Source organism: Deferrisoma palaeochoriense (assembly GCF_054656955.1).
In genome coordinates this window covers 1-21,120 of the sequence record NZ_BAAHXI010000014.1, presented here as the reverse complement: position 1 = coordinate 21,120, position 21,120 = coordinate 1, and the positions used below count along the sequence as shown (strand labels likewise).

General features: G+C 69.8%; 20 protein-coding genes and 1 tRNA gene. 3 read left to right on the top strand and 18 right to left on the bottom strand.

Annotated features, from left to right (window positions below; all coding sequences use genetic code 11):
* Positions 1 to 90: 90 nt before the first annotated feature.
* The 16 genes from holA to ACYQ8L_RS05715 all read right to left on the bottom strand — a co-directional run bounded on the left by holA (position 91) and on the right by ACYQ8L_RS05715 (position 16,953).
* Positions 91 to 1,083 carry a DNA polymerase III subunit delta gene (gene holA / locus ACYQ8L_RS05790; RefSeq protein ID WP_459940830.1) on the bottom strand — a complete coding sequence of 331 codons (993 nt, stop codon included), beginning with the start codon at positions 1,081 to 1,083 and terminating at the stop codon, positions 91 to 93.
* Positions 1,080 to 1,574 (bottom strand): LPS assembly lipoprotein LptE, encoded by a 495-nt coding sequence (gene lptE / locus ACYQ8L_RS05785; protein ID WP_459940829.1) that lies wholly within the window; start codon positions 1,572 to 1,574, stop codon positions 1,080 to 1,082. Before lptE ends, holA begins: the two co-directional genes overlap by 4 nt.
* Positions 1,571 to 4,138 (bottom strand): leucine--tRNA ligase, encoded by a 2,568-nt coding sequence (gene leuS, locus ACYQ8L_RS05780; protein WP_459940828.1) that lies wholly within the window; start codon positions 4,136 to 4,138, stop codon positions 1,571 to 1,573. The genes lptE and leuS overlap by 4 nt, the downstream gene beginning before the upstream one ends.
* A 203-nt stretch (positions 4,139 to 4,341) precedes the next feature.
* Complete coding sequence (locus ACYQ8L_RS05775) at positions 4,342 to 4,788, bottom strand: flavodoxin domain-containing protein (RefSeq protein ID WP_459940827.1); 447 nt, start codon at positions 4,786 to 4,788, stop codon at positions 4,342 to 4,344.
* Positions 4,789 to 4,893: 105 nt separating this feature from the next.
* A complete protein-coding gene (locus ACYQ8L_RS05770) occupies positions 4,894 to 5,076 on the bottom strand; it encodes a helix-turn-helix domain-containing protein (protein WP_459940826.1) in 183 nt (60 codons plus the stop codon).
* A gap of 59 nt (positions 5,077 to 5,135) precedes the next feature.
* Positions 5,136 to 5,444 carry a type II toxin-antitoxin system RelE/ParE family toxin gene (locus ACYQ8L_RS05765; RefSeq protein WP_459940825.1) on the bottom strand — a complete coding sequence of 103 codons (309 nt, stop codon included), beginning with the start codon at positions 5,442 to 5,444 and terminating at the stop codon, positions 5,136 to 5,138.
* Positions 5,441 to 5,671 (bottom strand): addiction module protein, encoded by a 231-nt coding sequence (locus ACYQ8L_RS05760; RefSeq protein WP_459940824.1) that lies wholly within the window; start codon positions 5,669 to 5,671, stop codon positions 5,441 to 5,443. Before ACYQ8L_RS05760 ends, ACYQ8L_RS05765 begins: the two co-directional genes overlap by 4 nt.
* A 433-nt stretch (positions 5,672 to 6,104) precedes the next feature.
* Positions 6,105 to 7,463 carry a sigma-54-dependent transcriptional regulator gene (locus tag ACYQ8L_RS05755; protein ID WP_459940823.1) on the bottom strand — a complete coding sequence of 453 codons (1,359 nt, stop codon included), beginning with the start codon at positions 7,461 to 7,463 and terminating at the stop codon, positions 6,105 to 6,107.
* A complete protein-coding gene (locus tag ACYQ8L_RS05750; protein ID WP_459940822.1) occupies positions 7,460 to 9,337 on the bottom strand; it encodes a sensor histidine kinase in 1,878 nt (625 codons plus the stop codon). Before ACYQ8L_RS05750 ends, ACYQ8L_RS05755 begins: the two co-directional genes overlap by 4 nt.
* Before the next feature lie 90 nt (positions 9,338 to 9,427).
* Positions 9,428 to 11,107 carry a class I adenylate-forming enzyme family protein gene (locus ACYQ8L_RS05745; protein ID WP_459940821.1) on the bottom strand — a complete coding sequence of 560 codons (1,680 nt, stop codon included), beginning with the start codon at positions 11,105 to 11,107 and terminating at the stop codon, positions 9,428 to 9,430.
* 8 nt (positions 11,108 to 11,115) lie between these two features.
* On the bottom strand, positions 11,116 to 11,868 hold the full coding sequence (locus ACYQ8L_RS05740; RefSeq protein ID WP_459940820.1) for an ABC transporter ATP-binding protein: 753 nt from the start codon (positions 11,866 to 11,868) through the stop codon (positions 11,116 to 11,118).
* Positions 11,862 to 12,635, bottom strand: coding sequence for an ABC transporter ATP-binding protein (locus tag ACYQ8L_RS05735; protein WP_459940819.1), 774 nt, complete (start codon positions 12,633 to 12,635; stop codon positions 11,862 to 11,864). Before ACYQ8L_RS05735 ends, ACYQ8L_RS05740 begins: the two co-directional genes overlap by 7 nt.
* Complete coding sequence (locus ACYQ8L_RS05730; RefSeq protein WP_459940818.1) at positions 12,632 to 13,651, bottom strand: branched-chain amino acid ABC transporter permease; 1,020 nt, start codon at positions 13,649 to 13,651, stop codon at positions 12,632 to 12,634. The genes ACYQ8L_RS05735 and ACYQ8L_RS05730 overlap by 4 nt, the downstream gene beginning before the upstream one ends.
* Positions 13,648 to 14,514, bottom strand: a complete 867-nt coding sequence (locus tag ACYQ8L_RS05725; protein ID WP_459940817.1) for a branched-chain amino acid ABC transporter permease — start codon at positions 14,512 to 14,514, stop codon at positions 13,648 to 13,650. The genes ACYQ8L_RS05730 and ACYQ8L_RS05725 overlap by 4 nt, the downstream gene beginning before the upstream one ends.
* 297 nt (positions 14,515 to 14,811) lie before the next feature.
* The gene (locus ACYQ8L_RS05720) at positions 14,812 to 16,077 is read right to left on the bottom strand and encodes an ABC transporter substrate-binding protein (RefSeq protein WP_459940816.1); all 1,266 of its coding nucleotides are present in this window, start codon (positions 16,075 to 16,077) and stop codon (positions 14,812 to 14,814) included.
* 270 nt (positions 16,078 to 16,347) lie between these two features.
* A complete protein-coding gene (locus ACYQ8L_RS05715; protein ID WP_459940815.1) occupies positions 16,348 to 16,953 on the bottom strand; it encodes a 4Fe-4S single cluster domain-containing protein in 606 nt (201 codons plus the stop codon).
* 69 nt (positions 16,954 to 17,022) lie between these two features.
* Between ACYQ8L_RS05715 and ACYQ8L_RS05710 the strand changes: the two genes are divergently transcribed.
* Positions 17,023 to 17,096, top strand: a tRNA-Cys gene (locus tag ACYQ8L_RS05710).
* A 42-nt stretch (positions 17,097 to 17,138) separates the two neighbouring features.
* On the opposite strand, the gene ACYQ8L_RS05705 is transcribed toward ACYQ8L_RS05710, so the two are convergent.
* A complete protein-coding gene (locus ACYQ8L_RS05705) occupies positions 17,139 to 17,429 on the bottom strand; it encodes a hypothetical protein (protein ID WP_459940814.1) in 291 nt (96 codons plus the stop codon).
* Between the two features lie 135 nt (positions 17,430 to 17,564).
* On the opposite strand from ACYQ8L_RS05705, the gene ACYQ8L_RS05700 reads away from it, so the two are divergent.
* Positions 17,565 to 19,274 (top strand): carbohydrate kinase family protein, encoded by a 1,710-nt coding sequence (locus tag ACYQ8L_RS05700; RefSeq protein WP_459940813.1) that lies wholly within the window; start codon positions 17,565 to 17,567, stop codon positions 19,272 to 19,274.
* Positions 19,275 to 19,432: 158 nt separating this feature from the next.
* On the opposite strand, the gene ACYQ8L_RS05695 is transcribed toward ACYQ8L_RS05700, so the two are convergent.
* On the bottom strand, positions 19,433 to 20,719 hold the full coding sequence (locus ACYQ8L_RS05695) for a nickel-dependent lactate racemase family protein (protein ID WP_459940812.1): 1,287 nt from the start codon (positions 20,717 to 20,719) through the stop codon (positions 19,433 to 19,435).
* Between the two features lie 24 nt (positions 20,720 to 20,743).
* Between ACYQ8L_RS05695 and ACYQ8L_RS05690 the strand changes: the two genes are divergently transcribed.
* Positions 20,744 to 21,120: DEAD/DEAH box helicase family protein (locus ACYQ8L_RS05690; RefSeq protein WP_459940811.1), on the top strand; the 377-nt coding region annotated here is incomplete at its 3' end.

Here is a 21,120-nt window from a genome sequence, read left to right as displayed (position 1 = left end):
CCACCGCTCCGGGGGGCGGCCGTGGGCCCGGAACTATGAGGCGGGCCCCTCCCGGGCTCCGTGCCCTCCGTGGTTCCCCCCAAGACGGGCTCACCGCCCGCGGCCGCGGCGGGTCGCTTGCGCCTCCCCCCGGCCGCACAGGCCCAGGGCGAGGGCCTCCAACACCTCCGGCCCGCCCCCGGTCTTAAGCGCCAGGTCGGCCCGGACGAGTTCGAGGAACACCCGCCGGAGCTCCGGCTCCCGCCACCCCCGGGCCTGCTCCAGGGCCTTCGCGGCCACGAAGGGGTGGGCCCCCAGGGCCTTCGCCGCCTCGCTCCGGGAGACCCGCCCCCCGCGGTCCAGGAGCTCCCGGGCCATCCAGAGGTGCCGGAAATGGCGGACGATCATGTAGAGGAGCCGCACCGGCGGCTCCCCCATGCCCAGGAGGCTCCGCAGCGCCCCCACCGCGTCCCCCAGCTTCCGCAGCCCCAGGGCGTCGCACAGGGCGAACACGGAGGCCTCGCGGTTGTCGCCGACCAGCCGCTCCAGGTCGTCCAGGCCCACCGCGCCGCCGTCGCCGGCGAACGCCCGGAGCTTTTGGACCTCCTGGTGGAGCTGCTCCAGGTCGGGCCCTACCCGAAGCGCCAGGGCCGCGGCCACCCGGGCGTCGAGCCGCAACCCCTCCTCCTTCGCCAGCCGCTCGACCCACCGGGGCACCTCGGCCTCCTTGGGGCGCTCGCACGGGACGACCTCGGCCGCTTCCAGGAGCCGCTTTCCCGCCTTGGTGCGGCGGTCGATCGTCTCGGCCACGATCACCAGGCAGGTGCTGGGGTTGGGCCGCTCGAGGTACGCCACCAGGGGGTCCCAGGCCGCGGCCGGCCACCGGTGGGCGTCGCGCGCCACGACGAGCCGTCGCCCCTCCAGGAACGGAAGGGTCTGGGCCGCGGCCACCACCTGGCCCGGCGTCGCGTCGGGCGCCGTGAACACCTCCCGGTTGAGCCCCGGATCGCCCCCGGCCAGCACCTCGGCCTCGAGGCGGGCGAGCTCCCGGCGGACCAGGAACGGTTCGCCGCCCACGAGGCAGACGACCGGCGCCGGGCTCACGGCCCCGCCTCCGCGGCCACGAGCGACACCCTTCGCAGGAGGTCCCGGGCGAGGTCCCCCGCCAGAAGCCCCAGGGCCTCCTCCTTGGCCCGCTCCGTGGACCCCACGTCGGCGCCGGCCGCGAACTCCCGGTCCTCCTCCACCGCCCCCCGCCAGAGCACCTCCCCCGAGGGCCGGACGGCCGTGGCCGTGACCCGGGCCGCCACCCGGTACTCCACGAGCCCCCCGGCGGCGTAGGCCGAGCCGGACTCCGTCACCTCGTCCACCCGGGTGCGAAGCACCAGGGCCGCGTCCTCCCCGGCGAGCCGGAGCCCGCCCCACGCCGTCGCCTCCTCGGCCAGGGCCCGGGCCAGCCGGGCGCCGAACAGGGGCTCGGCGCCCCGGTCGTCCACCGGCGCGATCCGGAGCTCCACGGGGCCGGCGGGCGGGCCCCACCGGTACCCGCACCCGATGAGGAGGCCCAGCGCCAGAAGGGCCGCCGCCCGCCTCACCGCACGACCAGGTTCACCAGCCGGCCGGGCACCCATACGGTCTTGACCAGGGTCTTCCCTTCCACGTGGTTTCGCACGTTCTCATCGGCGAGCGCGGCCTCCCGGACGGCCGCCTCGTCGGCGTCGGGCGCCACCTCGATCCGGCCCCGGAGCTTCCCGTTCACCTGGACCACCACCGTGATGAGGTCGCGCACCAGGGCCGCCGGGTCCACCTCGGGCCAGGCCGCGTCGCTCAAGGGGGTGTCGTGGCCCAGTCCCTCCCAGAGATCCTCGGCCAGGTGGGGCACCATGGGCGCGAGCATCAGCAACAGAAGATCCACCGCCTCCCGGAACACCCGCCGGTCCACCTCGGTTTTCGGCTCGAACGAGGCCATCTCGTTCACGAGCTCCATCGTGGCGGCGATGGCCGTGTTGAAGTGGAACCGGTCCTCGATGTCGGCCGTGACCTTCTGGAGCGTCTCGTGGGCCTTTCGCCGGAGCGCCCGGGCCGGGCCCTCGAGGTCGCCGCCCGCGAACGGCTCAGTCTCCCGCAGCCAGTCGGCGTTCTCGGCCACGAGCCGCCACACCCGGCGCAGGAACCGGTAGGCGCCCTCCACGCCCTCCTCGCTCCACTCCAGGTCCTTTTCCGGCGGCGCGGCGAACAGGCTAAACAGCCGCGCCGTGTCGGCGCCGTACCGGGCGATCAGGTGCTCCGGGTCCACCACGTTCTTCTTGGACTTGCTCATCTTCTCGACCCGGCCCCGCACCACCTCGGCGCCGCAGGCCTTGCACCGGCCGCCCTCGGCCTCCTCGGGCAGGAGCCACCCGTGGGTGGGGCACCGCTGGGTCTCCATGCAGACCATGCCCTGGGTCAGGAGGTTCGTGAACGGCTCGTCCACGCGCAGAAGCCCCAGGTCCCGCAGCACCTTGGTGTAAAACCGGGAGTAGAGCAGGTGGAGCACCGCGTGCTCGATGCCGCCGATGTACTGGTCCACCGGCATCCAGTAGTGGACCCGCTCGGGGTCGAGCATGCCCTCGTCGTAGTCGGCGCAGGTGTACCGGGCGAAGTACCACGAACTCTCCACGAAGGTGTCCATGGTGTCCGTTTCCCGGCGGGCCGGCCGGCCGCAGGCGGGGCAGGTGGTCTCGTAGAACGAGGGGATCTCGGCCAGCGGGAGCACCCGGCCCTCGGGGAACTCCACATCCTCGGGGAGCACCACGGGCAGGTCCTTCTCGGGCACGGGCACGATGCCGCAGCTCTCGCAGTGGACGACCGGGATCGGCGCCCCCCAGTACCGCTGGCGCGAGATGCCCCAGTCCCGGAGCCGATAATTCACGGTGCCCCGGCCGATGCCCTTCTCCTCCAGGTGCCGGATCACGGCTTGGATTCCCTCGCGGTTGGGGGTGCCGTCAAACGGCCCCGAGCGCACCATGCGGCCCTCGCCCTCGTAGGCCTCGGTCATGGTGGCCGGGTCCAGGGTCTGGCCTTCGGGCTCGATCACGACCCGGATGGGGAGCCCGTACTTCTTGGCGAACTCGAAGTCCCGCTGGTCGTGGGCCGGCACCGCCATCACGGCGCCGGTGCCGTACTCCATCAGCACGAAGTTGGCCACGAAGATCGGCACCCGCTCGCCGGTGAGCGGGTTCACGCAGTAGGCGCCCGTGAACACGCCCTCCTTCTCGGCCTCGTCGCTCGTGCGGCGGATCTTGTCCTGGCGGCGCACCCGCTCCACGAAGGCCCGGACCTCGGCCTCCTGCTCGGTGCCGGCCGCGAGCTCCAGGGCCAGGGGGTGCTCCGGGGCCAGGCTCATGAAGGTGACCCCGTAGAGGGTGTCGGGCCGGGTGGTGAACACCGTGATCGCCCCCTCCCGGTCGGCCAGGGGGAACGTGACCTCGGCGCCGTGGCTCTTGCCGATCCAGTTGCGCTGCATGGTGAGCACCTGGGGCGGCCACCCGGGGAGCTTCTCGGTCCATTCCAGGAGCTCGTCGGCGTACCGGGTGATCCGGAAGAACCAGCCCGGGAGCTCCTTCTCCCCCACCTCCTCGCCGCAGCGCCAGCACCGGCCCTGCTCCACCTGCTCGTTGGCCAGCACCGTGGCGCAGGTCTCGCACCAGTTCACCGTGGTGGTCTTGCGGTAGACCAGGTCCTTTTCGAGCATCTTCAGGAAGAGCCACTGCTCCCAGCGGTAGTAGCTGGGGTCGCAGGTGGCGAGCTCCCGGTCCCAGTCGTAGGAGAACCCCATGCGCTGGAGCTGGCGCTTCATGTAGGCGATGTTCTCCCGGGTCCACTTGGCCGGGTGCACCCCGCTGGCGATCGCCGCGTTTTCCGCGGGCATGCCGAAGGCGTCCCACCCCATGGGGTGGAGCACGTTGAACCCGCGCATGCGCTTGTACCGGGCCACCACGTCGCCGATCGTGTAGTTCCTGACGTGGCCCATGTGGATCCGGCCCGAGGGGTAGGGGAACATCTCGAGCACGTAGTATTTGGGCCGGGCCGGGTCCTCGGTGACCTTGAAGGTCTTCTGCTCGGCCCAGCGGCGCTGCCACTTCGTCTCGACGGCCTCGGGGTGATAGCGCACGTCCATCGGCGGCCACTCCTCGTTCACGGGATCGGTTCGGAAGGCGGGCGAAACGCCCGGAAACGCAAGGGCGCCGGGGCCTTCCCGACGCCGAGGCGGCGTGACCGTAGCACACGCCCCCGGGCGTTTCAACGGGCCCCAAACGCAGCGGCGGGGCGGCCTCCGCAAGGGGAGACCGCCCCGCGCCGAAACTCGGTGGGACCCCGCGCCTACTGGCCGGCCCGCTCCCCGATCGAACGGCCGAACTGCTGGCAGGTGCGCATGCCCTCGTCGGTGTTCACGAACCGCTCCTCCATCTTGAGCGGGCCCATGTCGAGCATGTTCATCTTGAACACGTGGTTCATGGTGTCGTGGAGCACCACCGGAGCCTCGCCCGAGTGGGTGTGGGAGCCGAAGGCCCCGCCGAACTTGCCCTCGAGCCCCACCTTGGCCGCCTTGAAGAGCCAGTTCTTGAACACCGGCAGCATATCCTTGTGGTAGGTGGGAGACCCCAGGAGCACCCCGTCGTAATTCTTGAGCTCCTCCAGGTCCTTGAACTTGGGAAGCGGCATCACGTCGGCCTCGTGCCCGGCGAACCGGAGGCCCTCGGCGATCCACTCGGCCATCTGCTTCGTCTTGCCCGTGCGGCTCACGTACAGCACCAGAAACTTCTTCATGACGAACCCTCCAGCGGAAGTTGGGGAAAACCGAACGCCGCCATTCTTCCACCGGGTTTCCGGGGCGTCAAGTTTCTAGCAATAAAAAACCGACAAAGTCCCCCATCAACCCCGCCTGCGCCCCGTCAGGTCGATGCCGTAGTCGCGGATCTTCCGGTCGAGGGGGGGGCGGGAGATGCCCAGGAGCTCGGCGGTGCGCTTCTTGTCGTAGCCAGTGGTGGGGGGGAAGCAGTGGGGTACTCCGGTGGGCCGAAACCACGTACCGGAGTGGCGCACTCTGGGGGTCACAGGCCAAAATGTATCGGTTTTTCTACGTCTTTCCGAGGTTGCGGGAGTCAAACTCGGGATTACGGCCCCCCGGACCGTCTGGTCCTCCCGCGCCAGTAGGTGGGTCGCCTCTTCTGGTGGGCAACGGCGACGACGAGGATCGAGTCGGCCTCAACGGCATAAAGGACGCTGTACGGAAAGCGGTCCAGAACCTTTCGGCGTATTCCCCCACCCAGGTCCGGTGCGGCGTGGGGGTGCTCACAGAGGAACGAGATCGTCCTGTGGACCTCCGCGACGAACAACATGCCGACGCCCGGGGCTTCCTCCTCGTAGTATCGGACGGCTTCCCGGAACTCCTCGGCCGCATCGGGGTGGAACTCGGCCCTCATGAGACCTCAGTAACCGCACGGCGGAAGACCTCGTCTGCCGGTATGCCCCTCGTTTTTCCGTCGCGCAGTTCCTCCAGGCGCCGCCGGGCCTCTTCCAGCCAAAGCCGTTCCACCTCCGACTCCGGCGGTTCGTCAAGGCTCAACAGGAGCCGCCTCACGAGGGCGGCCCGTTCTTCGAGACTCAGACGCAGGGCCTTTTCCAACAGCTCGTCGCTTCCCCGGGACATGGTATCCGACTCCTTCGCTCGGGAGCATCGCGAGGGGATTCCGGCTCTCGCCGGTCCGAACTCGGCTTTCGTCGTCCCCGCAGAGCAAAACGGCCGCGGCCACCCTCGCTGATTGGCGCGCGGCCGTCGGATGCCTCGCGTCAAGAGATGGTCCGGACCTCCCCGTCCCATCCGGCCCCACCCCCCCCTATGGGCTTCGATATACCCTCCACCCCAGTACCCGTCAACGCGGGAATCCTGTCCCCCACACAGGGGCGTGATGCGTCCGCGCGCTATACGCAAGAAATGCGCTGCTTCCCACTCATCTTCAAGAAGGTTCATTCCCCGATATTTCGCGACACCTGCCTGATATGCTGCAGGAAATCCCTTACCGCATCATGGAATTTCGATTCACGCACCTATCCTGCACGGATATGCGTTTCAGAAAAACACCCTATCTTGCACCCCCCCGGCCCGGGACCTCGATGCCGTAGTCGCGGATCTTCCGGTCGAGGGTGGGGCGGGAGATGCCCAGGAGCTCGGCGGTGCGCTTTTTCTCGTAGCCGGTGTAGGCGAGCACGTTCTCGATGTGCTCGCGCTCGATCTCCTTCAGGGGGCGCACGAACAGCGGCAGGCGTCCGCGGCTTCGGGCGTCGTCGAGCCGCAGGGTTTCGGGCAGGAGCACCCGGCCGGGGGAGAGCACGGCGGCCCGGCGCAGGGCGTTTTCGAGTTCGCGCACGTTTCCGGGCCAGGGGTGGGCGAGGAGCATCTCCATGGCCTCCTCGGGCACCACCTCCACGGCGCACCCGAGCTCCTGGCGGATCTTCTCGAGGAAGAACGAGACGAGGAGCGGAATGTCCTCGGGCCGCTCCCTCAGGGGCGGCAGGTCGATGGTCACCACCCGGAGCCGGTAATAGAGGTCGTGGCGGAACGCGCCCCGGGCCACCAGGTCGGCCAGGTCCCGGTTGGTGGCGGCCACCACCCGCACCCGGGCCCGCCGGGTTTCCACTCCGCCTACCCGCTCGAACTCCCGCTCTTGGAGGAACCGCAGGAGCTTCACCTGCACGTCCAGGGGGATCTCGGAGACCTCGTCGAGGAACAGGGTGCCCCCCTCGGCCAACTCGAACTTCCCCGGTTTGGCCTGGACCGCGCCGGTGAAGGCGCCGCGCTCGTGGCCGAAGAGTTCGCTTTCCAGAACCCCGGGGGCCAGGGCCGAGCAGGCCACGGCCACGAACGGCCCCGTGCGGAACCGGCCGTTGTAGTGGATGGCCCGGGCCACGAGTTCCTTTCCGGTGCCGCTCTCCCCCTGGATGAGCACGGTGGCCGGGGAGTCGGCCACGGCCCCGATGGCCTTGTACACCTCCTTCATGGCCCGGCTCCGGCCCACGATCACGTGGGGGTCGTAGGCCGGCGGGGGGGCCTCGGCGAAGGCGTAGCCCCGCCGGGCCAGGGCGGCGAGATCGAGGGCCTTGCCGATCACGGCGTCGAGGTGCCCGAGATCGAGGGGCTTGCCCAGGTGGTCCATGGCGCCCCGCCGCATGGCCTCCACCGCGGTGGTCATGTCGTCGTAGGCCGTGATCACCACCACCGGGGTGTCGGGCCGCTGGTCCCGGAACCGGTCGAGGAACCAGAACCCGTCCTCCCCCGGAAGCCGCAGATCCAGGAGCACCAGGTCCGGCGACTCCCGGCCCGCCAGGTCGAGCCCCTCCCGGGCGGCTCCGGCCAGGAGCACCCGGAACCCCCGGCGCTTCAGGTGGAGCTGGAGGCTCCGCCGGATGGACCGGTCGTCGTCCACGACGAGAATCGTTTTCACCCCGCCTCCCCTCCCCGCGGCCCGGCGATGGGCAGGAACACCGTGAAGGCCGCGCCGCTTCCCTGGGTTTCCGCCAGGATTTTGCCCCCGTGCCGCAAAACGATCCGCTGGCTCACGGCCAGGCCCAACCCCCCTCCCCCCGCCTTCGTGGTCACAAACGGGTCGAAGAGGTTCTCGAGCACCTCGGGCGCGATGCCGGGCCCGGTGTCGGAGACCCGGACCGTGCCCCACGGGCCGTCCCGGCCCACCTCGATCCGGACCGTTCGCACCGCGCCCCCGGACTCCATGGCCTCGACGGCGTTGAGGACCAGGTTCCACACCACCTGGCGCACCTGGTCCGGGTCGCACCGCACGGGCGGCAGATTCGCCTCGGCCACCACCTTGGCTTCGGCGCCGGACTGACGCAGCCGCTCCTCGCACAGCGACACCACCGAGCGCACCAGGCGGTCCAGATCCACCGGCACGGGCCGCAGTTCCTGGGGGCGGGCGAACGACAGGATCCCCTGCAGCAGCCCGTTCAGGCGTTGGATCTCCTCCTCGATGATGGCGAAGTTCTCGTCCGCGTCGCCCCCGGGCCCCACGGTCTCCCGGAGCATCTGGATGTTCATCCGGATGGACGAAAGGGGGTTTCGGATCTCGTGGACCACCCCGAGGGCCAGGTTGCCGGCCGCGGCCAGGCGTTTCGCGGCCACGATCTCGTCCACCGCCGCCTCCAGCTCCCGGCGGGCCCGGTTCAGGTCCCGGGTGCGGGCCTCGACCCGGCGGCTCAGGGCCCGGTTCCAGGCCGCCAAGGCGGAGGCCAGCAGGAGGCTGCCCAGGAGGATCGCGCCGATGGTGGCCGCCGTAAACCGCCCCTGTTCCCGGAGAAACGAGGCCATCACGGCCTCCACCTCCCGCACCGGGGTACACACGCCCAGGATCCAAACCCGCTGCTCGACCCGCACCGGGGTGTACCCCACGAGCTTGCGCACGGTCTGGGCCGGGTCGGACGGGTCCTCGAACTCGTACCACCCCACCCCCGGCTCCCTCTCCCGGGCCGCCCGGTCGAGCAGGGCGTAGAGCACGGGCCACCGATCCTGGAACGCCTGCTCGAAGCTCTGGCCCCCGATCTTGCCCGCCGGGTCGACCAGGACGCTTCGCTCGTCGGCGTCCACGAGCCAGGCGTACCCCTCACGCCCGATCCGCACGGAAAGCACCTGGTCCCGGGCCAACCGGTCGAAGTTCACGGTGAAGGTAACCACCCCCTTGAACGCCCCGGCCGGGCCGTAGATCCCCTCGGCCACGATGAGGGCCTTGTCCCCCCGGTGCTGGCCGCCCTGCATGGTCATGAACGGGGTCACGTACATCCGCCCCGGCCCACCCCGGTCACGCGCCCACTGGTAGTACCCCCGCCAGGCGTAGTTGCGGCCCAGGGTGTAGGTGTCCTCGGGCACGATGGCCACCACCGTGCCGTCCCGATCGAACACCACGAGGTCGATGATGGGGAGATCCGACAGGGTGTCGTAGGTGCGCCGCAGGCTGTTGGCGAACCGGGCGGCCGTGTCCCGGGAGACCTCGCCCTCCTCGAACAGGCTCGCCACCAGCGAAAGGTGCCGGCGGAAGGTGGCGAAGGTGCCCTCGATGGTGCGCGCGGCCTGTTGGGCCAGGAGGAGTTGCTGGTGGTTGTACTGCTCGAAGAACCGGTCCCGGGCCTCGTCCCGGATCCGGTCGGCGGTGCGGAGCACCCAGACCAACAGCACCGCCGCCACCACCCCCGACGCCAGGACGAGCCCCCAGCGCCGAGCCGCCGGGAAGCCGGAAGGCTGGGAACCCGGAAGGCTCAAGACCATCGCGATGCCCGTTTGGTCCGTCTCCGATCCACGGTCTTCGGTCACCTCAACTTCGGCGGGGATTTCGGCCTGGTGCTTTCACCAAGCCTCCCAGCATCCCAGCGTTCCAGCCTTCTAGCGGTCCGAAGGCCCAAACTAACCCCCCTTCGCCTTGCGGCGCTCCTCTTCCCGGACCTCGCGCCGCAGGAGCTTGCCCACCTTGCTCTTGGGCAGCATGTCGCGAAACTCGATGTAGTGGGGCACCTTGTAGGGGGCCAGCCGTTCCTTGCACCATTTGCGAAGCTCGGTGCCGCTCACGCCGCGGGCGTCGTGTTTGAGGACGACGATGGCCTTGATCCGCTCGCCCACCGCGGGGTCCTCCACCCCCACCACGCAGGCCCCCACCACGGTGGGGTGGTCCTGGAGCACCGCCTCCACCTCGGAAGCGCTCACCCGGTAGCCCTTGTATTTGATGATGTCGGCCGTGCGCTCCATGAACCGCAGGTGGCCGTCGGCCGACTCGCTCACGTAGTCGCCCATGCGGTAGAACACCTCGCCGTCGAGCTCCACGTAGGCCCGCTCGGTCTCCACGGGCTTGTTCCAGTAGCTCTTGATCGTGAAGTCCGCGGTCACCAGGAGCTCCCCCACCTCCCCCCGGGGCACGGGCTCCAGGGTCTCGGGGTCCACCACCCTGCACCGGTAGGACCGCAGGGGCCGGCCGATCACGTCGGGCTCGGGCTCCTCGTCGAGGCGTCCGTAGGCCACGTGGCCCACCTCGGTGGCGCCGTACACCTGCCGGATCGCCACGCCGGTGCGCTCCCGCCACCGGTTGAACACCTCCCGGGGGAGCACGTCGCCCCCGCAGAAGCAGTACCGCAGCGTGTCGAGCCGGTACTGGTCGACCCGGTCGTGCTCCAGGATCATCCGGTACAGGGCCGGCACCCCCAGGAACCACCGCACCCGGTGGCGCTCGATCTCCCGGAGGATCGCGTCCACGTGGGGCACCGGCATGAGCACGGCGGTGTTGCCGAAGTTGAGGCCCGCCGCGATCAGGAACCCCTTGGCCATGATATGGTAGAGGGGGTTCACCATGATGATCCGGTCGGTCCCCTCCTCGATCCCCGGGGCGAGGACCTCTTCCATCACGTCGCGGATGTAGCCCACCTCGGTGGCGTGATTGCCCGGCACGCCCTTGGGGAACCCGGTGGTGCCGCCCGTGTACATGATGTAGGCCAGGTCCCGCCAGGGATCCACCTCCACCCCGGGCGGGTCCGGCCGGTGGGCCTTGAGGAGGTCGCCGAACCACACCACGTGCTCGCCCCGGGCCACCTTGCCCCGGGGAATCCGGTCCAGGAGGTGGCCCACGGCCGTTTTCCATCGGGGCAGGAGTTCCGTGAGCGTGGTCACCACGATGCGCCGGAGTCCCGTGCGCTCGAACACCTCCTGCACGTAGCCGAAGTTCGTGTCCTGGCACACCACGGTCTCGACGCCCGCGTCCTCCACCAGGTACTGGAGTTCGTGGGCCGTGTAAATGGGCGACACGGGCACCACCACCGCCCCGATCCGGTTCACCGCGAAGTTGGCGATGACCCACTGGGGGCAGTTGGCCAGGTACAGCATGACCCGGTCCTGGGGGCCCACCCCCAGGGCGGCCAGGGCCGTGGCGAACCGGTCCACGGCCTCCCGGAGCCACCGGTACGAGTAGCGCTGGCCCAGGTACACCAAGGCCGGCCGGTCCGGGTGCCGTTCGGCCATGGCGAAAAACCGGCTATAGGTGTACTCGCGGCCCCCGTCCTCGGGGATCCGGAGCCCCTCCAGCGTGTACTTGCGTTCCATCGGCGCCTTCATCCCATGCCCCCGAAGTAGGCCGCGCGCACGTCGGGGTTGTCCATGAGCTCCTGCCGGGTGCCCTCGAGCACGGTGGAGCCGTTCTCCACGATGTAGGCGTAGTCGACATAGGGCAGCACCGGCCGGGCGTACTGCTCGGCCACGAGCACGGTGACCCCCCGCTCGTCCCGGATCTGGGGCACCGACCGCATCACGTCGTGCTGGATGGCCGGGGCCAGGCCCAGAAGCGGCTCGTCGAGGAGCAGGAGCCGGGGCTGGGCCATGAGCGCCCGGCCGATCGCCACCATCTGCTGCTCGCCCCCGCTCAGAAACCCCGCCTGGCGGCGCCGCAGGTCCCGGAGCCGGGGGAAGAGCTCCAGCACGAACTCCAGGGTCTCCCGGGCCTGGGCCCGGGTGGCCAGGTAGCCCCCGATCTTCAGGTTCTCGAGCACGGTGCACTCGGGAAAGAGCCGGCGGCGCTCCGGGCAGAGAACGATGCCGCGGCGGGCCCGCTCGTGGGCCTTGAGGTGGCCGATGGGCTCGCCCTCGTAGAGGATCTCCCCGAACTGGCTGACCCGCTCCCCGCCCCGCACCTTCTCCTTGTAGGCGATGTCCAGGAGCACCCCGCTCACGGCGTACATGAGGGTGCTCTTTCCGGCGCTGTTTGCCCCGAACACCCCCACGATCCGGCCCTTGTCGCACCGGAGGCTCAGGTTGTTCAGGGCGAGCATGTTCTCGTAGAACACCAGGAGCTCCCGGACCTCTAACATCCCGTCTCCTCCGATCCCAGGTAGGCCTCCCGCACCTTGGGGTGGGCCGTGACCTCCTCGGGGGTTCCCTCGGCGATCTTCTCGCCGTAGGAGAGGGCCACGACCCGCCGGGCCACCTGGAAGAGCTCCTTGAGCCGGTGCTCGATCATGAGGATCGTCAGCCCCTGCTCGTTGAGCTTGTGGATCAGGGGCACGAGGCTTGCGATCTCGCTCGCGGAGAGCCCCGAGAACACCTCGTCGCAGATGATCACGTCGGGGTTCAGGGCGAGGCACCGGCCGAGCTCCAGGCGCTTCAGGTACCCCGTGGGAAGCGTTCCGGCGGGCTGGTAGGGCACCCGGGAGTCCCGCTCGAACCCGAGCTCCTCGAGGATGTCGAGGGCCACGGTGTCGCGGTCGCCGTGGCGGCCGCCCCCTCGCCAGCCCCCGGTCCGGCGGGCCCGGGGGGAGCACAGGGGCACGACCAGGTTCTTGTAGGCCGGCAGGGAGTGGTAGGGCCGCATGATCTGGAACGTCCGGGTGACCCCGAGCTGGGCCACCCGGTGGGGCGCGAGGCCCGTGATGTCGCGGTCCCGGAAGAACACCTTCCCCCGAGTCGGCTTCAGGAACCCCGTGATGCAGTTGATGAGCGTCGTTTTCCCCGACCCGTTGGGCCCAATGATGCCCACCACCTCGCCGGGGGCCACCGAGAAGCTCACGTCGTCCACGGCCCGGACCCCGCCGAAGTGCATGGACACGTTCCGGAGTTCCAGGATCGGCCCGGCGCTCATACCTCCACCCACCTTTCGAACTGCTCGTATTTTCGCCGGGCGAACACCAGGATCCCCTCGCTCCGGAACACCACGAACCCGGCGAGCACGAGCGAATACACCACGATCCGGAGCGACCCGAAGTCGCGTAGCAACTCCGAGAGCGGCACCAGCAGGAGGCTCCCCAGCACCGGCCCCACCAGGGTGCCCCCGCCCCCGATCACGGTGGCCGCGATGGGCATGATGGACAGGTCGAGGGCAAAGGCCGAGATGCCCACGTTCCGGTACATGTGGACGTAGTAGGCGCCGGCGAAACACCCGAGAAGCGCCGCCAGGAACACCGCCTTGAACCGCACCGCGGTGACGCTGATGCCCGAGGCCCGCACCGACTGGTCGTTCTCCTTCACCGCCCGGATCACGAGCCCGGCGTCCTCGGCGAGATACCGGCGAAGCCCGAACACCCCGACCAGCAGCCCCAGGATCAGGCCGTACGACTCGGTCCAGGCCGACGAAAACCCCGTGAGCCCCCGGAACCCCTCGGTGCCGCCCAGGATGTCGGCCGCCTCGATGATCCGGGTCATGAGGAGCGGGTACATCAGGGTCACAATGGCGAAGTAGATGCCCCGGAGCGGCAGACACGGCCAGATCAGCACGGCGCAAAACGCCGCCCCGATCACCGTGGCCAACCCGATCGCCAGGGCCGGCGGCAGGCCCCACTCGGTGTTCAGGAGCGCGGCCGCGTAGCCCCCCACCCCGAAGAAGAACGCTCCGCCCAGGCACACGAGCCCCACCTGGTTGGCCAGGAAATCGAAGGCCACTGACAGGAGCCCCAACACGCACACCGAAAGCGCCACCCGGTGCCAGTAGGGCCAGGGCGCGAGCAGCACGGGCAGCGCCAGGAATCCCACGATGAACACGAGCCGGGGGCCCAGGAGGTAGGCAAGCTCCTCCCACGAACTCAGGGCGTAGATCGTCTCGGCCCGGGCCTTGATACCCCGGTCGATCCGTTCCTTCCGGCGTTGGGGTTGCGCGCTCACACCCGCTCCTCCAGGGATTTCTGCCGGCCGAAGAGACCCGAGGGCCGGATCACGAGGGTCACGACGATCGCCAGCAGCATCACCACCATCTGGTAGTGGGGCTTTCCGTAGGCCACGGTCACGTACTGGGAGAACCCGAGGAGGAACGAGGACAGCACCGTGCCGATCCAGCTTCCAAGCCCGCCCACCACGCACACGGCCAGGGCGTACACGAGCACCTTGTAGCCCTCCTCCACCACGATGTTCCCCAGGGGGAAGATCACCACCGCCGCGAGCCCGGCCAGGGCCGACCCCAGGGCCACGGCGAGCGTCCCGGTGCGGTCGGAGTCGATCCCGAGCATCATGGCGGCCCGCTCGTCCTGGGCGATGGCCCGCAGCGCCAGGCCGGTGCGGGAGAACCGGGTGTAGGCCCAAAGGCCCACCAGCAGCCCCGCCCCCACGGCCACCACGAGCACCCGCTGGTGGTCCAGGGGCACGTCGAAGGGAAACACCACCCCGTCGGAGATGACCGGAAGGGCGTGGGTGCCGCCCCGGAACCCCCACCACCGGAGCCCCTCGAGGATCGCGAGCCCGATGGCGTAGGAGGCGATCACCTCCGACATCTCCATGCCCCGGATCCGCTTGAGCACCAACTGGTAGAGGAGCGTCCCCGCGAGGGCGGCCACCCCGAGGGCCCCCGCCACGGCCAGGGGGTAGGGGAGCCCCAGGCGGTTCGAGAACGCCCAGGCCACGAACCCGGTCATGACGTAGAGCGCCCCGTGAGCGAAGTTCGGCAACCGGCTCACCCCGTAGACCAGGCTGAACCCGAAGGCCATCAGGAGAAGCACCACGCTCTGCACGAATCCGTAGACGACGATGTCCATGAAAGGCGCCCTTTTCGGCTTGGCGGCTTGGCGGCCAGGCGGCTTGGCGGCCGACGGCGACCCGGACGGAGAGCAAAACCGGCGCGGCCGGCGGCGGCCCGGGCCACGGGACCGGAGGCCGCCGACCGTGGACCGTGGACCGAACTTGCGTGGAGGGCCCGGAGCACCTTCGGCGGTAGGCCCGCGAGCGCCCTTCCCGCACCGTGCCCTTCCCCCTCCGTGCCCTCCGTGCCCTCCGTGGTATCCATCAGCCGGAACCGCCGGGGGCGGGGGTGCCGCCCCCGGCGGTTCGGCCGGCTACTCCTTCACCCAGGGCGGCAGCTTGAGCTCGCCCATGGCCCCGGCCTCGGGCCAGAACACCACCCGCTTACCGGCCTGCCACTGGAAAAACCCCGTGACCGCCCCCTCGTTCGGATCGGTGGAAGGGATGACCTGGTGGCTTTTGGGATCGAACCGGATCCGGCCGTACACGCCCATGAGGTCGATCGTCTCCAGGGCCTTCACCACGGCATCGGGGTCGAGCGTTCCGGCCCGCTCGATCGCGTCCTTGAGGGCGTACACGGCCATATAGCTCGAGCTCGTGCCGTAGCCCTCGGGCTCCAGGCCCCAGCGCTTCTTGTAGGCGTTGACGAACTTCATGGTCCAGGGGGTGATTTCTGCCGGGGCGTTCCCCCCGTTGATCACATCCACCACGGTGTACTCGCAGTCGCCGTTCGAGGCCTCCCAGAACCCCGGCTGCTCCGCCGCCGACATGAACCCGAACGGAAGGGCCTTCATGCGGAAGTTCTTCCACTGTTTGAGGAGAATGGCGGTCTCGGGCATGTCCATGAAGATGAACAGGATCTGGGTGTTTTCCTTCCGAGCCTTCAGGAGCCCGGGGGCGAAGTCCGTGTTCCCGGTGGGGTACACGTCGTGGCCCAGCACCGTAAACCCCTCCTTCTTTAGGAACTTCTCCACGACCTCCCCCGATTTCCGGGCGTGGGCCACGTCTTGGACCATGATGTACACCCGGTCCAGGCCGAAGTCGGCCCGCATTTTCTTGAACACCGCCATGATCTCGTTGACGATGATGTTGACGATCTCGTTGGAAATCCGGAACGCGTACTTGTACTTGTCGTAGTTCTTGGCGATGGTCTTGTGGTAGGCGGGCGAGAGCACCCCGGTGGAGACGATGGAGACCTTCTTGTACTGGCTCAGAAGGTCGAGCACCGCCAGCGCCGCCTCCGAGCGGACCGGGCCGCCCACGAGGAAATCCACCTTGTGCTGGAGGATGAGCTTCTCCACGGCCTTGATGGCGTCGTCCACCGGCACGCCCGGCTCTAGGTCCCGGGTGTCCACCACCTCCACCTCGAAGGGCCGCATCTCGCCCCCCACCTTGACCCCGCCGGTGGCGTTGATCTCCTCCACCGCGAGCCGGATCCCCCGTTCGGCGTCCCACCCGTAGAGATAGGCCGTGGAGAGCGGGGCCCCGAGCTTGATCGGCTTGGCCCACGCCCCCGCCGCCACGAGGCCGACCCCCGCCACCACCCCCAGCGCCCCTGCGATCCACCGTTTTCCTCTCATCGCGACCTCCTTCCCGCGCCCCGACGCGCGACTGGGTTTCCGGACCGGGCAAGTTGCACGATCCGTGCCGTTTGGTCCCGCGAAAACGGGCGGTTCGGCTCCGGCCGCCCCGCCCGCCGTTCCAGGGATACCGCGTTTGATTTCATCGCGCAAGCGAGATCGGAGAGTGTAAAGGAGATCCCGCCGGTGTAAAGGAGCGTTACACGGTGGAGGCCGCCGGTCCGCGGTCCGGGAGACGGGAGGAGGGCAAGGCGCCGGCGGTGGCCCCGGTCAGCCCGCCCGCAGCCGGGACCGCAGCGCACGAAGGAGCTGGGGGGAGGGGAATCCGCTCAGGAAGATCTCGCCCGTGGGGCCAATGGTCACGGCGACCTCGGCGCGGGACGATGTGGCGCGTTGGAGCAGCCCGGCGCCCCGCCGGGTCAGGGGAAGACATCGCTGGTTCGCGGAACCCCGCAGGGGCGGGGCCGGCGGCAGGTCCGCCCGGTAGGGACCGTCGATCAGGAGGTCCACGAGCGAAAGGAGTTCCCGCTGGTCCCGGGTTCCCGCCCGTAGGTCCTCCAGGCGGTATCCGGTGAAGGCGATCACGTCGAGCGCCCGGCCCCGGCGCTCCCCCAGCGCCCGCACGAACGCGGCCACCGGCCCCGCCTGGTCGAACGGTTCCCCCCCGGACAGGCTCACCCCCTCCCAGGGCCCCAGGGCCAGGGCCCGTTCGGCGACCCCCTCGGCCGTGTCCGCGCCCCCGCCGAGGGGGTCTTGGAGATCCGGGTTGAAGCAGCCCGGGCACCCCCGGCGGCACCCCTGCACCCACAGGGTCAGGCGGTTCCCCGGCCCGTTCACGTCGGAGGTTACGGCGAGGTTGGCGTAGCGGAGGATCACAGGCTCCCTCGGCCCCCCCCGGGGTTGACACGAGGCCGGCCCGCCGGGTAGGTTTACGGACCTTGCAGGGGCGCCATCGCCAAGCGGTAAGGCAGAGGTCTGCAAAACCTCCATCCCCGGTTCGAATCCGGGTGGCGCCTCCATCCGACACCAGAACGGCCGGGCCCCGACGGGTCCGGCCGTTTTCATGGTTCGGGGCGGTCCTCGTCCACCGGCTCGGCCCGCGCCTCCAGGGCCATCTGGCGCATGCGGGCCAGAAACGCAAACAGGTACACGAGCGCCAACCCGATGGCCACGGCGTGCACCCACCCGGCGACGGGCCACAGCCACTGCACCAGGAGCGACAGCCCCACCAGGGCCGCCGCCATGAGCAGGAGGTAGGGCAGCGCCCACAGGAGCGTCTCCCGGGCCTTCTCGCCGGTCTCCAGGCCGAAAAACCGGAGGAATCCGTTGGCGGACGGGCTTTGGTTCTCCATGACCTTCCTCGTTTCGGGGGGCGGCGCGCCCACTCTATCCGGCGTTTCCCCCTCGGTCAATTCCCGCCCTTTTCCTCCCCGGCGGGTCCCGGTAACCTAGCAAAGCTATTACCCAGGGTTTCCCGGAGGAAAATCATGCCCAAAGCGCCGAAACCCACCAAGCGGTTCATCCTCCTCGGCGGGATCCCGGTGTTCGACTACATGCTCCGGGTGGACATGGCCGAGGTGGTCCGAGCCACGGCGGGCCGGGCCGTGGTGGTGGGCCCCCGGATCCTCCTGCCGGCCGGCACCGTGTTCGCCTTCGAGGCCGACCACGGCACGCAGCCCCAGTGGCTCAACCCCCTGGCCAACCGCGGGCTCCAAGACGTCCACGGCAATCCTTTCTTCAGCTTGGAGTTCGGCGGCAAACACGCCCAGCAGTACGAGTTCACCCTGTGCGGCCCACCGGAGACCGTGCTCGAGGAACTTCGGGCCGCGTTTCCCGACCGGATCCGCTCGGCCGACGACCTCTCCGTCGTCCGGGTGCCGGTCCCCGTGCCCGTGAACCTCGGGGGGAACAACAAGAACATCCTCGAGGAGCTCCACATTCTCTACGGCTCCCCCGAACTCGGGGACCCGGCGAAGGGCATCGCCCTGGAACACCGGTTCTTCTTCGACACCCGGGATCCCCGGTACCCGATGGTGCGGGAACTCTACGACCGCATGGGGGTCTCCACCGGCTCGGAGGAAGAACTCCACGTGGAGGGCTTGCTGCCCCGCATCTCCTACGTGCTGACCCTGGTGGAGGACGGGGGCAAGGCCCGGGACCGGATCATCCTCACCGCCCGCACCAACGAGGAGGTGATCCCCCGGGAACAACTGAACGACGTGTACTTCGACATCGAGTACCGGCTCCGGCGCGACCCCGAGTTCGTGGAGACCCACCTCGTCATCAACTCCATGACGAACCCCGAGGAGGTGCGGCTCGTGGCCCGGCTCCTGCAGACCGCGTTCGCGAGCGGGGTGCGCACGTATCTGTGCCCCACGCTCACGTGGCTGCGGTGCGTGGACCGGATGATCGAGCAGAAGTACTACGCCACCGAAAAGGAGCGGTTCTACGAGTACCGCAAGGACTTCCTGTACACGGCGGTCCTGCCCTTCGTGCAGTACCTGATCTGCAACCGGGAGGAGTTGACCGAGGTGGACAACCTGGTCCACAAGCAGGGCATCGACGCCACGGCGAGCCATATCGCCCACCGGATGAACCGGGGCCGGTTCGACGAGAGCTACGAGGGCGGCAAGGTGGTCGTGACCGGCGGGAGCCAGGGGGCCCGGTACACCGAGCGGCTGCCCCGGGACCGGGCGATCCGGTTCTGGCGCAAGGCCGAACTGCCCGAGGGCATCGAGATCCGGTTTGCCGACCGCCGGATCGTGTGCGGGGACGACTACGTGACCAACCTGGTCTCGACCCTGGGGGCCGGAGACGTGTTCACCGGCATCTTCATCGGGCTCACCGCCCTCGGATGGGACGGCGGCCACGCCCTCCGGGGGGCCACCCTAGGCGCCCAGCATTTCATCCAGACCCGGGAGAAGCCCGCCATCGCCGACATGATCGCCATGGACGAGGCCCACATCCGGCTCGGCACCGAGACCGAGCTCCAGGACGTGATCTCCCACCACGTGGCCTCCACCGGCGACCCCACCCGCTACGGCACCATCACCGACACCGTGGTCACCATCCAGACCCGGCAACTCCAGCACCCCTTCCGGGAGATCCTGGCCCTGGAAACCGGGCTCGCCTGCCGGACCCGAGGCGCGCCCCCCCGCCGCGGCCGTACCCGGAAGACCCGGCCGCGAGGCGGCTGAGCCCTATCCGTCGAGGCAGGGGGGACCCGCCTCTCCAGTCGCGTCGGGTGCCCGCGACCCGGCGGCGGTCCCACGGGGACACCGCCCACACACGGGTCACGCGACGCAACGAAAGAGACACGGGTTCAGGCCTTCCAGCTTTCTCGCCTTCCAGCTTCCTAGCGGCCAGGGCCCCTCACCTTGAGGATCACCATGGGCCCGTCGGGCACCACGGCCCAGCGGGCGCCCGGGCCGTGGCGGGCGAGGAGATCGCGGATGCCCTGGGCCAGGTCGGCCACCGGCCGGAAGTGGAACCGCTCCAGCTCCTCGGGCGTGAACCCCTCGGTGTAGACCCAGACGTTGCGCTCCACGAGCACCTGGTAGGTCTCCTGGGCACACCACTGGTCCGGGATGAAGAACTCCTTTTGCAGGATGCGGTTCAGGAACGCCCGGGGGGTGTCCACCATCTCCAGGATCTTCCGGTACTCGGGGCTCCCGGCCCCCTCCAGGCACTGGCTCGCAATCAGGATGTCGCCCCCGGGCTTCACGGCGGGGGCCGCCCCGGTGATCCCCTTCACGGTCTGGTAGAGGTTGCAGTCCAGCGGCGCCCCGGCGTTCGTGGTCACGATGAAGTCGAGGGGCGCGTCGAGCTCCCGCACGCAGTGCCCGGCCAGGAACCGGCACCCCTCCAGGTGGGCCTCCACCGGGTGGCCCGAGAATACCCCGGTCACGCGCTTTCGGGTGTCCAGGGTCACGTTCACGATGAAGTCCGCGCCGGCCATCTCCAGCACCCGGAGCCCGGCCTCGTGGAACGGGTTGCCGTCGAGCTTCCCGTACACCGTGCCGGGGTGGGCCACCATCTCCGGGCCATGCATGTACTGGAGGGTCTCGAGCCCCGAGATCCCGGGCAGGAGCGACTTTCGCCCCCCCGAGTAGCCGGCCCACATGTGGGGCTCGATGAACCCGGTGAGCACCTTGAGTTCGGCGTCCAGGTACCGGCGGTTGAGGAGCACCGGCACCCCGCCCTCGAGGGTGCCCACCCGGCGGAGTTCGGCCGCGTCGCGGCTTCGGTGGTCCACCACCGGGTAGCGCGAAAGGATCTCCCGGCCCACGAGCCGCTCGCGCTCCTCGGGGGTGCTAGGCCGGTGCATCCCGGTGGCCACGAGGATCGTGATCCCCTCCCGGGGCACCCCGGCGGACTCCAGGGTCTCGAGGATCGGGGGGAGGAGCACGGGGTTCGGGACCGGGCGGGTGCTGTCGCTGATGACCACGCAGGCACTCCCCCTGCCCCGGGCGATCTCGGCCAGGGGCCGGCTCGCGATGGGTTCGGCGAGGCTCCGGGCGACCGCGCCCATCGGGTCCGCCACGGCCGGCGGCTCCGAGGGCTCGATGACCCCGAGGAAGCCGGGGGTGGGCTCGATCTCGACCGGGATCCCCGTGGTGCCGTACTTTAGGACAACCTGCATCGCCTGACCTCCGCCGGAAGAGGGATGACCGAGGTTCCCGATCCTACCGCAAGCCCCCCGCCGGGCAAACCGCCCCTGCCCATCGACCCGCACCTGCCAGGCATCTGCGCCGCGCTGGGGCGGGACGGGGCGGCCGTGGTCGTGGCGCCCCCCGGCTCCGGGAAGACCACCCGGATCCCCCCGGCGCTCCTCGCCGCCGGGCTCCTGGGCGAGGGGATCTGCGTCGTCCTGGAACCCCGGCGCATCGCGGCCCGGGCGGCGGGCCGAGGGGTTGCCGAGGAGAACCGGTGGGGGCTCGGCCCGGTGGTGGGCTACCACGTGCGCCAAGACAGGTGCGGGACCCGGGAGACCCCGTACTCGTTCGTGACCCTCGGGGTGCTGGTGGCGCGGCTCCACGCCGA